6 protein-coding genes are annotated in these 13,034 nt (G+C 40.9%); 2 read left to right on the top strand and 4 right to left on the bottom strand.

What is annotated here, in order from left to right; translation table 11 throughout:
• A partial coding sequence (locus VB740_RS32805; protein ID WP_323204003.1) for a hypothetical protein occupies window positions 1-7,098 on the bottom strand: 7,098 nt, incomplete at its 3' end.
• Between the two features lie 962 nt (window positions 7,099-8,060).
• Between VB740_RS32805 and VB740_RS32800 the strand changes: the two genes are divergently transcribed.
• Complete coding sequence (locus VB740_RS32800) at window positions 8,061-8,282, top strand: hypothetical protein (RefSeq protein WP_323204002.1); 222 nt, start codon at window positions 8,061-8,063, stop codon at window positions 8,280-8,282.
• A 275-nt stretch (window positions 8,283-8,557) separates the two neighbouring features.
• Here the strand turns inward: VB740_RS32800 and VB740_RS32795 are convergent, their stop codons facing one another.
• From VB740_RS32795 to VB740_RS32785, 3 genes are all read right to left on the bottom strand, one after another.
• Window positions 8,558-9,238, bottom strand: coding sequence for a hypothetical protein (locus VB740_RS32795; RefSeq protein WP_323204001.1), 681 nt, complete (start codon window positions 9,236-9,238; stop codon window positions 8,558-8,560).
• Between the two features lie 250 nt (window positions 9,239-9,488).
• Window positions 9,489-11,030: a relaxase/mobilization nuclease domain-containing protein gene (locus VB740_RS32790; RefSeq protein ID WP_323204000.1), complete on the bottom strand. Its 1,542-nt coding sequence runs from the start codon at window positions 11,028-11,030 to the stop codon at window positions 9,489-9,491.
• Window positions 11,031-11,073: 43 nt separating this feature from the next.
• Window positions 11,074-11,460 (bottom strand): plasmid mobilization protein, encoded by a 387-nt coding sequence (locus tag VB740_RS32785; protein ID WP_323203999.1) that lies wholly within the window; start codon window positions 11,458-11,460, stop codon window positions 11,074-11,076.
• Window positions 11,461-12,377: 917 nt separating this feature from the next.
• Here VB740_RS32785 and VB740_RS32780 point away from each other — a divergent pair.
• Window positions 12,378-12,956 (top strand): hypothetical protein, encoded by a 579-nt coding sequence (locus VB740_RS32780; RefSeq protein WP_323203998.1) that lies wholly within the window; start codon window positions 12,378-12,380, stop codon window positions 12,954-12,956.
• The last annotated feature ends 78 nt before the right edge of the window (window positions 12,957-13,034 follow it).

The following is a 13,034-nucleotide window of genomic DNA, read 5'->3' as shown; positions in this document are numbered from 1 at the left end:
CGTATTCATCCCGTTTCCACCGGCGTTGAACCCTCGTAAATTGGCAGAGGTATTGTTATTAAGTAACGGTTTGTAGTGATTTTCAAAAGTTTGAGCAATTCGCTCGCTTGTCACTCCGCGCCACGGGCCAGACCCGGATACCATAATGATGTCGTCTTTTGAGTAATTTCCAGTGTTGGCGCGTTCTCCCCATGCTTGCTCGTAATTCCGAGTGCTTGAAGGTGTTTTGGGGGACGCAGCTGATTTACCGATAAACTGGGTAGCTATTTGTGCCATCGCAATATCTTTTTTCATGTGTTCAGCGACGGCGGCGTTTATAGGTTCGAGTTTGGACAGTGGATTTGTTAGGGGCCGATCAGTCTGTTCGGATTTTTCCTGCTGAGTTTGTACTGTAGTTTTTTGTGACTTTTCAACTACATTGGTGTATGCTTCGCTGAGGGCTTGAATAAATGCGGATTCTTTACCCTTACCTTCCCACTGTTTATCCTGGGCGTTAGTTATATTGGTGAGGCGGTGCGTTGTGGGGGTTCCCCCCGTTGTAGCAACTGCCGTACAGTTTTCCAGCCATTCAGTTCCTCCGCGTTTGGCGATCGCCTCAGTTAACCGGGGGTGTTGTTCGAGTTTAGCTTGAAGTACTTCTACCATTAACTTGTATTCATCAGCTGATGGATGCAACTGCTTTTGGTGGTTAAATGCGTGTTCGGCAGATGCGTATGCTACTCCTTCAGGTTTTTGGCTGTGGTTCTCTACTCCATATCGTCCGGCGGGGGCTTCTGGATTATTATTGACTGAAACTTGGTAATCGTTTTGTAGCTTGCTTTGTTCTTTTGCGAGTGCAGTGGCAAGGCTGAGTGCTACTCCAAGTCCATCTTTGGAGTCGGGGCTGATATTTATCGGGGTGACAGTTTGTTTTTGGATCGCTGGGAATGGAATAATTTTGCCATTGACATAATCCCCTAGCGGCTCCATGAATAAGCCATATACCTGACTCTTACTCGCCTGGGTTTGGGTAAGTTCTTTCGGTGAATGCTTTTCCCATTTCGCCCAGGCTTGCTGGTAACTTGGATCTTGAATCATTTCGGGGGTAATTTTGTACTGCTTACCCACCCGGAAAGCAACTTGCCCGCCGTTTTTACCTTGAGCGATCGCAATATCTCCCTCTTTGACACCATAAGTTTTGTGGTAATCTACACCTCTGGTAGTATGTATCCTACCGTATCCGCGCATGGCATCGATGGTTGTATCAGCTGGTACTTTGGAAGGTTCGCCGTGCAGATGTAGCGAATAAACCATTGCTACTGATTTTCCAGATATAGTCGGGTTGTCTGGAATCTGAGGGTTAGCAGCGCGTGCCGCAGTGGAATTCCCGATGGCGATAATTTCTTCTACAGTTGGTTGGTTTAAAGGGTGTGAGGGTATGTTTCGGGTGACTTCTCTGAGGCTTGTATAACTGCGTTCTACTTTAATTTCTCCTCCTGGTGTCCACTCGTTAGTTTTGATGGTAAGGTCGCTGTTGCTTTGGACTATCGCACGAGGAGGTTGGTTTGAGGCGAGGAAGTTTTCAAATTTTTGGCGAACGCTATTTTCTCTGCCCAGGTCATTTTTAATTGACCAGATGTTGATAGACCATCTGCCAGCCTCAGTATTGAGGGCAGCGTGTTCGTTCTTGCAGTTAAAGCGGGTTACTGTACCCGACTCAAGTTTAAATTCTTGGTATGGTGCGTCCTGATTCTCCTCCCTAGTCCATGCCATTCGTTCCTTAGCAGCGCGATACCCCCAATCAGAATTTCCGATATTAATGCTGCGGGCTTCCGTCGCGGCGTAGGAGTCATCGCGGTGGTAGTTGATGCCAGCGCCGGGGTTTTCGGAGTAAGTGACCAGCACAATATCCGCATCAGGATATACCTGCTTGACAAGTTCCATTAACCTGTCGTCCTGTACCCCTGGCTTGAAGTCTTTATCCTTCAAATCCCATTTTGCACCGACCCATGCAACTTGTCTCAGTAGTGCGTAGTTGGATTTATCGTTTTCAAGTACGGGTTTGAGGTGGATTTCAAGGTGCGATCGCAATTGTTCTACTTTTTCCTCGCTTACCTTACCCAATATTTCGATAGCTTTAGTTTGATCCGCTTGGCGCGAGTTGGGTAGTAATATTGCTTGGTTCTTAGTTTCTGATTGTGTACCTGTTAATACTTGTATCTCAACCGCGTTTTGATAAACTTGTGAAATTCCTGCAACTGTAGCGTTAGTATTTGATTGAATGTTAGTTGTATTCTTTTCTGGTACAGCTTTCGCAGGAATAATTGGTACTGGAGAATCTTCTTGATTAAGCTCTCTGGGACGGTTAGGTAGTGCTTGTAGAGCTTTTTTGTACTCACTATTTTCTGGAATTTGGTTTAATTCTAAACGACTACCTTCAGCCGCAACTCTTTGATTTAACTCTGCACTAAGCTGTTCGTAGCGGTCAAATCCATCAACTTCACCGATATTAATCGGTTCTCCAAGTAAACTATTTAATTCTTCGTTTATTTTTTCACTAATCTCATTTTTATTAAAAATGAATGTAGCTGTGTTACTCTCAATAAAATAATGATTTTCAGTAGATTTTGATTCAAGCCAAGTGGCTACGGCGATCGCGTCTTGTGCGGGAACAACTAATCCGAGAGCTTCTTTAGTTTCTAAGAGCGATCCATCTGGAGAACTATATTCTTGGTTTGGGTTATAAAAATATACAGTTTGTTCTGGAACGACTGGAGGGATTTGTGACGGTGTATCTGCACTCTTGATATTACCACCAGCCCGGTCAATAAATGTTTGTTTTAATTCTGGACTAATAGTACTTTTATCGAGTACGAATACAGTCATACCTTTTTTTGCTTCAAACCGAGCTTGTGATCCGGGAAGCTGTTCGTATGATACTCCTACTTTTTCTAGATAATTTTTGGTTTTTTCGGCTATATTTTCATCAACTGCTAATCCTAAAAGTCCTACTAATTTTTGTTCTTTATCTTGGAATATGATTGTCGGACGTTCGTTAATTTTACCGAGTATTTGGTTCCGTTTTTCTTGCTGTTCGTTTCTTACAGGCTTTTCATTACTTATAAGCTGACTGCGTTTAACCCATTTGTCAGGATACTGTACTGTTTCTGGATTAATAGTTATTTTACAGGTACTTTCATTACTGGTAATCTGTACAGGGATACTAGTTCGTTGTTGGTTTAAGCGAATAATACCCGTATCAATTAGTTTTTGTACAGTGCTACTTTCTTTCCTTTGCCACTGTCTTTGTACATTTTCTCTATTTAACTCGGTTTCAAGGCGTTCAGTATGCTGACCAATAATACCGAGGGATTGATCGCCAATTTTAGCAATATAAACGTGCTTTTTATCAAATGCTCTAACTAAACTTTCTTTAAATGCTTGGTTGCTAATCTCCTGTTTTTTGTATTTTGGATTAGTAATATTAATTCGTAAAAAATTTCCCTTAGATGTCTCTGCTATTGCATAGGCATTTTGTCCGGTGATGATGGTTTGAATTTTAAGCTGTAACTGTTGCCCATTACCGGGTTTTTCTGCTAGCCAACCTTGAGCAATACCCTCTTTGATTGATTCCTTATCAATGTTGCCTAGTTTCTCAGGTTTATTACCATTTTGAAGATAAATGCTATAGTCTTCACGAATAAGATCAACCTTTTCAATTGTTAACATTACAGGTTCATTATTGAACCTCTGGGAATTTCCAAACTTATTAACTTCACCTACTTTGAAGGTAAGTTCTGGTAGTCCGGGTACTTTGGTTGTAACAGAGGTGGTATATACTTCACCTTTTTCAATGCTGGCAATAGCAACACTACCAATTGGTAGTCGGGCGTTACTTTGTTCTATATTGCCAAATGTTTTGTAATTACCTTCCTGATTCTGGAGTTCAATGACACTTTTTCCATCTTCAGCTAGATTAAATCGAATATTTTGAGGTTTATTCTCATGAAATAATTCACTACTCCTGTCGAAGCCAGTGATACTAAACTCATTAAATCTGAGTGTGTCTAACTGACTGATAATCTCTTCAGGAAAGGCAGCAAAGGCGAAATTAGAAACTTTCTTTTGGTAATCGCTACCTTTATCATTACTACTCTCACGAGTAGTTGATACTGCCCAAGTAGCAGCTGCCATTGCTAACTTTTGTCCTTCTGGAATTGAATTGGAAAATTCTTCTGCTATCTGGTAGGCTTTTTGGTAAAGAAGCTTAATTTGACCTTCGCTTAGTTCAGCTTGGAAGGCTATTTTGTTAGACGTTACTTCCTGTCCAAGTCCAATTCCTATTTCTTCGGGTTTGTTTTCTTGCTCCTTGGCAAGTGTTCCTAATGCCCTAAACTTGGGTTTGTTGTTCTCAGTCTCATCGTTAATTTGGGCATAAACTACATATTTATGCGGGCGGTTGCTGTTGCGCTTGTCTTCAGATATTTCTGATAGCTTGATTGTAACTTTATTAGCTTTCCAGATAAATTCGTTGTCATACTGTAAAAGGTTAGTTACACTTACTTGATTGCCGTTAACAAGGGTAATATTTGCAGACGGCCCTTTTTCAGTTTCTCTTTGTCTAGATAGCTGACTCGCTTGGTTAAAGGATTTGTCGAATTCTTTTTTGACAAGAGTAGCTCTTAATCGCTGTTCGTTAGAAAACTCGACACCTTTAAATAAAGCTTGGAATTGGGCGATTTCACGCGATTCGAGACGAGCTTTTTCAAAATACTGGTTGGTTTGAGCAATTAGTAATTCAACAGGCGAGTATCCTGTCGGTTGAATTGTATTGTCAATATAAACATCTTTTTTCTTATCCTTAATATAGTTAACTTCCCGGTGGAGAATCCGACTGTTGTTGCGGATAATTTCCATTTCGGGTTTTTTGGCACTTTTGAAGAGGTCAACTGCAATTTGGTTTTGAAATGCTGCCTCGGCAATCATTTCGCGGTACACCTGGGTATTGATGTTCATTGCTACTAGTGCATTGCTCTGGTTTAGGGGTTCTTGCCGAACAGTTTTGATAAACTCTTCCATGTAACCGCGATACTTGGCCGGAACCTCCTTCCCTTCAATACCCTTGGATTTTGCCCAGGCTTCTGTTTTAAATAAATCTTCATAGTGTTTGGCTACCTGCTGTATGTACTCAATTTGGTCTTTTTCGCTACCAAAGTTTTTCAGGATAGTAATTTCTGACTCTAACGCCTCGATTGAGGTAAGGTGATTGTTGATAACACCCACACTAATACCATCGCTCATGTGGATGGCGATTTCTTCAAATTCCGGCTGACTGCCATCTTCCTGGTAAAAAGATTGTTTTTTGAGTTTAACAGTTGGATCGTAAGCGTTTTCAGGCAGGTTGCGCTCTTTTGCCTCGGCAGTGAGGTTTGGATACTTGCTTGCCCGCTCAAAGCCAATACAATCACCATCGTAGTCGCGTGCCTGACGCTCTTGTTCGGACTCTTGAGGAAGAATTTCTAGTTCGTAACCAGCTGACTTTAGTTCTAAAATATACTCATTAAATTTGTTGGTAAACTCGATTTTGTCTTTAGTTTCGAGCTTGTCGATATTTTTATCTAAGTAATTTTCAATACCTTCTAATTGGAGATTTTTACTTTTGGCTTTAGGTAGGGCAGATTTAATTTGCTCGTTTAGACGGTTATAAATGCGATCGCTTGTTTCGTCCGAGACAGCGATCGCACCCGCGAGAGGTTTACCATCAGGCCCAAGGATGTCTTCTACAATTTTGTTAGTTGAGACGCACAGACCATTTGAGTTGAGGAAAGGGGAGCGGAAGTTGAGAACTTCTTCCCCATCTTGATAATGCGGGATGCAGATTTCCCCATTTTGCAGGTCTTTAGAGGGAATGACCATTGCCCGCTCAAATGTGAGCGTCTTGCCGATGGCGATTTCTTTCCACTCGTTTTGGACGAACCGGGCGAGTTCGCGCTGTACTTTCTCAGTTTCAAGAAGTTGACCCTCTCCTTGCAGGTCAGCTTTGATGAGTTTGTAAATGAAAGAGTCAGTAGCAATGCGATCGCCTACGGCGGGCGCTCCCGCGCCATCGCGCAAAGTCTCTAAATCTTCTACTACTGTTGGATCTTCTGCTGCTTGTTCTTCTAGCGTGGTTGCTTGTTCTTCAAGAAAAGCTTTCCGTTTCTCGTACTTTTCGCAGTAAAGTTGTGCAAGTTGCCGGGGGTCGTCCTGTACAACATTCAGCTTTTTGGCTTCAAGTTCTAGCTGTTCGGTAAAGTCTTTCAGCCCGTTAGGGAATGAAGCGAGTAACTGCGAGATAGCTGTTTTACCGAGTTCAGATTGTGATTTTTCACCTAGCCAGATATTTTGCCTGTACAGTCCAGGTTGAATTTGGGGCTTGCTTGGCCCATTAGGGTTGTCTTTATCAGTTCCCTTAAATGCAGATAAGGGAAGAATTAGGTCAATTTTAGTTGAGTTATTGGAGTCTTGATAATTGAGGATTTGGTCAAGGTTTACAGGGCGTAGTGTACCTTTGCCAAAGCGGTATTTGTTATCGTCTCCGTCTTGGTCAGTCCAGCCGAAACGGTGCTGAATTACTCGATATTTATCACCTTTTTGATGCTTGGTTAATTCGTGATATAAGTCTGTGGATATTTGCCCGTAACAGTCTCCTGTTAGCCGATACGCCTGATCGTTACTAATAACGCCACCATTTTCACCATTACTGTCATCAACAATTAGAATATTTAACTCTTTATTGACGCTATTTTTACACGAACCGAGAAAAATAGATCCGTAAGCACCTCTATCTTTGTTGTCAGGGCATAATTGTTTAATTCTATCTAGACATTCTTCCGGCCCATATAACAACCGTGTTTTTGATGATAATAATAATTTGTGAGCTTCAGGATGATTAATTAATTGTTCCACAGTAGACTTTTCGTCCATATGCCCAAACGAAAAGTTAGCCCCAGGAAAGAAATGTTCTATTAAGGTATTATTAAGTTCTTCTTTTAACAGTGAATCTGGATTAACCGTATTACCATCTGTATGAATCCACTGATTTAATCTAGTGTCAAAATGTTTAGCTTGAATTGTCATATACGAACAATTAAACTTATAAAATTAAATATAAATTTTTACTTTTTGGCACTGAAATACCCGTAGAGTTTAATTTTACTTTCTCTTTATCGGTAATCTATTCAACAAATTTCTAATTTCTACTAACAATTTATGGGTAATTAAAAATACTTTATTGTAGAAATTTTACTTAGCTTTTTATTGATAAATACTTATTCAGCGTGATGTCAAAGTTTAAGCATGATAAAAAAGATACAAATTACTGATTACTTTTTACTTAGTTATAAATCAGTAGTAACTTTTGTGATGTTTGTGATTATGGTAGTGTTTGTAGTTGTAGGCAGAATGACAATGTGTTAAAAACTCAAGACTAGATAGCATAGAGACATCACACTAGGGAGGCGATTAACACTGATGAGTATTATAGACAGTATATTCATGCAGATGTTTGGTCGCCCGAAGGGTATGCTAGGCAGGTTAGGTGGCATGATTATGGCATCCATAAATCAAGCGTTCACCTATTCGGTGATCGACCTGCTCGACATTCAGCCGAATGGCCAAGTGTTGGAATTTGGATTTGGCTCGCTAATTTATGGTTCACCATGTCGGTCATTTTATGCTCAAGCTCACTGCTGTACCTAACTTTCAAATATTGTTAATATTACGTGGATACCATCTACATGGAGGATACCAACCACACGCGATCGCCTCTTTATATTCTGACAAAGTATGATTAAAGTCTACTTCTAGAAATACCTTACCAGTATCAAGATCATGTTTAAAGTGGTAAGGTAAAAATACAGGTACATACCATCCTAATTCCTTATAAATATGGTTTACAACTCTGGCAAGAATGCCCAAATTCTAATTATTGTAAAGGTGTTTGTGAGGCATGGGATATACCACTAGAAATTGATGATGATAGAACAGGTGTTAATTTATATTTACCACACAATTATGATGAAAAAATATTTGCTAAAGAAATGAAAAAATATGGTTGGGCAGAAGCAGAAAGACTACCATTACATAGAGGTGAGCATTTCGATTTCTACACAATTAATGATGAATTATTAGTAATTGAAAATAAGTTTAAATACGGTTTCGCTATAGCAGTTGATATTCGTCGAAAGAAGTATATTCAAAAATGTGTAATTGATAAGCACGGTCTATGGTGGTGTACGAATGGTAGACCACCAAGGATTTAAAAATAAAGTGATCGCCTGACTCACGAGGTAATTAAAAATATTTAATGTATGTTAAGCCCTGTTTAGTTTGTACTTCACGGCAGCTTCGCCAATAGTGTCTTCGCCGAATCTATCCCTTGTTCTAGCTATTATTTTTCTTTAAACTAACTAGAACAAAGTTGCTTCATCAACTGAAGTTGCACGCTTATGCAAGACTATGTTTAAAAAACGATGGTTTGGTGTTGATAACGTAATTTTGTAGCAGTAATGAAGTAAATTTTCCCCTTTTACTGGTTTTATTGGTCGATGGGTATAATTTCATCGGTGTTGAAAACTTCAACTGTAGCATTTGGACTGTTCATATCTGTGGTTTGTTCGAGTAGGCGTGTTGCCTCCTCAAGCAATGCACTTGCGTTCTGAAGCAGTGTTCGTACCTGGGTTAACTTGTTCCGCCGTTCGATACCAAGTTGTGCTTCTATATACCGCGCATCATACTGATGGCTGAGATGAATTACCCGTACTTGTTGTTCTTTCTCTGAAGGTGCAAATATTGCGTTTTCGGCGGTTAGTTTATAGTACGAGTACGTACCACTGGGTCGTTTGACATTGTAGATGTGGAGTTCGCAACCAGGTGGCGCGATGTACTGTCCGTCAAAGTTGGTAAGTCCAGTACGAATATTATCTAATGTGGTGGCGATCGCCTCAATGGCCGGGATAACACTTAACGATTCTGGTGATTGTGGGCAACCGCGCCTCATCAGCATCATGATAGCGGCAGAACGACGGGTCAGGCGAATTTGTTCTTGATACTGGCGCATTTGTTCTTCCCGAATACGAACAAGTTCGAGTTCTTCATTGGGGCTTAGTTGAACTGCACTCCCACAGGTTTTGTAATTTAAGCAGTCACCAGAGTCTATGCCTGGGTATTGCATCATACTGGCACAGTCAAACCCAAGTCCGCATTTTTTCTTAGGCATAGCTTACACCCTTTAGTTCTAGTTACTTTTATAATTTAATATAGCTAGAACAAGGTAGAGTTATTTCCTATGGGGTTATGCGCAAACCCACAAAGATAAACGATATTAGGATTTTTTCACCTGAGTAGGATATCGTCTTTACGAAGTGTTCAAATTTGAACACTTCGTAAAGACGATAGTAATTCCCAACAGCTTTTTACCCACAGTCATAGAGGCACTGTGGATTAAGTTTTCTCTACCAACAGATTTACTATTGCTCAATACCTCTACCTCTTTGCGATAGCGAAGCGCTGCTGCGAAGCGCAGATCGCAACTTACCCATTAATGCTTCTTGGGTAAAGATACGCAAGCTTTCAATCTGCTCGATTTCGTTTGTTGTTAGTCGAGTTGGTATCTCTTCGTACCAGTTTCCCTGACTATAGCAGGTTTGCATCACAGGAGTATTATCCCCATGACGGTAAACAGTCAGAATATTGGCATCTAAGCTGGCACTCAATTCCCGTCCCTTGATACGGAAATTATTGGTAACAAGCATATAGTCAGTGATTGTAGAAGGCAGATATTTGAGGTTAGAAGGGAGAAGGTTAGGAAAAGGGGGAGTAGGGGAAGATTGCTCTTGCAGGATTTGTTGAGCAGTGGATAGACGGTTTTCTTCTGAAATATCCTGTTGTGGGTGTTGCTCCTTCAGATGCGGCTGTACTTTTTTCCTAACCTTATTTGCTTCCGACGTGGATTTATCTTGTAATTTTGGTTGTATTGTCGAAATTTGATCTGGATAATTACTATTTAGTACTTTTGTACTCTCAAGTATTTTGGAGTTACTATCGGTATCGCCATTACCATCACTTGTACTGCTGCCAGTAGGTTTATCAGCATATAAGTACTCATTATTACTTATACTATTAATATTTATGCGGTTAATTGCTCTGGCTTTAGCTTGTTGAATTACTTCCTTATCTTTCTCTTGGTCGTATGTTATTCCGTATTCAGACAGCAGTTTGTTCCAACTATAGGGTTTGTATACTTGATAACCAGCGATTTTCACATCATTATGGATGTAGGTAAAGCCTAGTAGTTCCTCCCCCCGCATTTTAGGCAATACCCCAATGTTGTTTTCCTCCAAGCGTTGGATGAACGTGGAGACAGTGGGACTATCCTTGATGGCTTCCCCTATTGCTTGGCGAATAATTTCCTTACTTGTTGGGGTTTTGTGCTTACTATTGACTGCTCTAATACTTTTCGAGCGGTTGGGGCTGGTGAGTGCAGTTATGCCATACTCTTGCTGTAACTTAGAGGCGACGGCTTCATTCGTTGTCGGTGTCACCTCTAACCCTAGTTCCGCCGCGATGCGTCTAGTTGAGACTTGGGAGTTGAAATAATCATAGGAATCATTAACTAAACTGCCATCTAACCGAATTCGGGAGGCGATTATATGCAGGTGTTCGTGGTTGCGATCGTGGTGGCGTACTGCAACGAACTGACTCGTAGCTGCTACAGATGATTCTTCCTTGGGCAGGTATCCCATATCCTTGAGATATTCTCTTGCTACATAGCTGTATTGACTGTCCGATAAATGCTCATGATAGCTGGGGCGGTGTGCTATTGAGATAATCAGGTGGGCACACTGCCGTTTAACTGCTTTTTTGGTGTACTTGATGTTGAGAAACTGCTGGTTGAATTCATCGGGGTTTGTTCCCATCATATTAGTATCGACAATCCCAGCATCATCTTTCCCCAAGACATACTTGAGCGTGTCGAGAAAATTGGGTTTTTTATAGATGACGGGAATCAAATTGAAGGAGTTGAAAGTACGGGGATATAGAACCTGTAATGCCTTATTTATCTTGGCTTGAGGGTGATTTGTCTGGAATATCTAGGTTAAATGCAGCTGCGATAGTCTGATCTACGAATGCGATCGCATTATTGACAGTATCCAAAATTTGCTGGTTGTTTGTTTCCTTTGCTAAGTGAGATAACATCATCAGTTCGCTTTTGAGGTTTCCAGCAGTTGCGCGGATAGTTATCAAGTCGGCAGACGGTTTTGCTGTTAGTACCCGCCTTAACCCACAGGAACGTAAATACTCAGATGCAGTTACTCCTGTGGCGATCGCTTTTTCCTCAATGGTAGTTTTCTCTTGCTCAAAGAGGTATACCTTGATGGATTTGGTTCGCTTTATGGAGTTACTTACCATACCTTCTTTCACTGCGGGACTGAGTGGCATAGTTAGAAACTGCACTGAGGGACTTGGGGATAACCGGAAATCTGACAACAGTGTGTGGTTTCAATTGGGGACAATATCGCTGCTATTTTTGGTATAAACCATACTTGATTTAGATGCCGACAGTGAGAGTACTGAAACTATTGTGATATAAATACCATGAGGTTAATATCTTGTGGTTCATCTTGTAACTGACACTGAAGCCCTAAACCTTATTGTTAATTCTGCAATTGCTGGGATGTAGTGATTGTAGGGATTATATGGCTATGTCGCCAGCGTGCGAACCGACAGGTCGGCGCTTCTGGAGCAGACGCTCCGCGAACGCTATCGCGTAGTGGGTACTATCCATCATCGTGGATTCAATTATACGTAATTACAATATTTATAGGTATTATTTTTTTAATCTGTTTATTTATCAAACAGTAAATATAGTACAAAAGTATTATTTTGTACTACAAAACAAGACGGTTGGTATTAAAGGACTGTCAATTAATCTAGTTTATTGATAATAACTTTAGTGATAAAATGGCCCTACTAAACATACCTTGTTTTAGTTAGAGGACTGTACGGCGACAGCAATGGTCTGTAGTGGAATGCGACTAAAGTAAATGCTTGTGCAGAGCGGATTGTGGGGTTCTATCCTAAGTTGATTAACTTCTACGTAATGCTGAAATAATTGGGTTAATTTGCCCTCAGAATACCTCAACTATGGGGATTGTTAGAGTTTATTTTTAAGTTAATTATTTATTTTGATTGACAAAAATCAAACCCAATTTCACTTAATTGGGGTAATTAGTGTGTGAATTGGGGTAGTTAGGAGTAAATACGGGTGTGAGTTCTCCCCCCGTATGGTTAAAGTAAGAGTATTGACAAATAGCTTACTGAGAAGCTTGATTTGCACGTTACATAGAAGAGAAGTTATGGCAAGAGCGAGTAAGCCAGCTGATTCGGTTGAGTTGGCGCGTATCATGCGGAATAAAGATATGGAGGACGGTATAGTAATTAGCTATCTCCAGTCGAAGAAGCGAGGGCAAACTGAGTTAGTATGTGAGGCGCTGCGGGCGTATTACCTACCGTTTGCGCTATCTGCTGCGGGGGTATCTGGTGTTGAATTGCAGTCAGCCCTCCATGATGCGATCGCGCAACTTGAAGTTCAGATAATTAAGATGAAACGGACGTTTGGGATGGAGGGGCTGCCCCAGATAGTTCTTGTTAATCCTCATAGTGGAGTTTTCTCGCAAGGTGCAAGTGGCTTACAACCAACAATTGGAACTAACGGAGTAGGAATAACTCCTGTTTCACCTAATTTGGTTCCCCCTTCGGTTTCTTTTTTTGATTCCACTGGGCCAAGTCCTGTGTCGTTACCTGTTGCGACAGAACCAGTCGGATCAAATGTTGTGGGAGAAGATTCCGAAGATGATGAGTTCTTTAATGATGATGAGGATGACCTAATTGCTAAGGCAGAAATAGAAGTTGATGCAGGATTTCGTCTGGAGTAAGGGGATTATGAGGATATCGGTGGTTAGGGACTTGCAAGAAAATAAAGTACCAGCTAAACAGGGACAATAGTAATATCC

The sequence above is a fragment of the Nostoc sp. UHCC 0251 genome (assembly GCF_034932245.1).
Classification (GTDB): Bacteria; Cyanobacteriota; Cyanobacteriia; order Cyanobacteriales; family Nostocaceae; genus Nostoc.
The sequence above is the reverse complement of the archived record's forward strand: the minus strand, read 5'-3'. Positions and strand labels throughout refer to the sequence as shown.

Bases quoted from the DNA above. Each gene is read 5' to 3' on its own strand.
- VB740_RS32800 (WP_323204002.1), top strand. From the start codon at position 8,061: ATGAAAAAATATGGTTGGGCAGAAGCAGAAAGACTACCATTACATAGA.
- VB740_RS32785 (WP_323203999.1), bottom strand. From the start codon at position 11,460: ATGCCACTCAGTCCCGCAGTGAAAGAAGGTATGGTAAGTAACTCCATA.
- VB740_RS32780 (WP_323203998.1), top strand. From the start codon at position 12,378: ATGGCAAGAGCGAGTAAGCCAGCTGATTCGGTTGAGTTGGCGCGTATC.
- VB740_RS32795 (WP_323204001.1), bottom strand. From the start codon at position 9,238: ATGCCTAAGAAAAAATGCGGACTTGGGTTTGACTGTGCCAGTATGATG.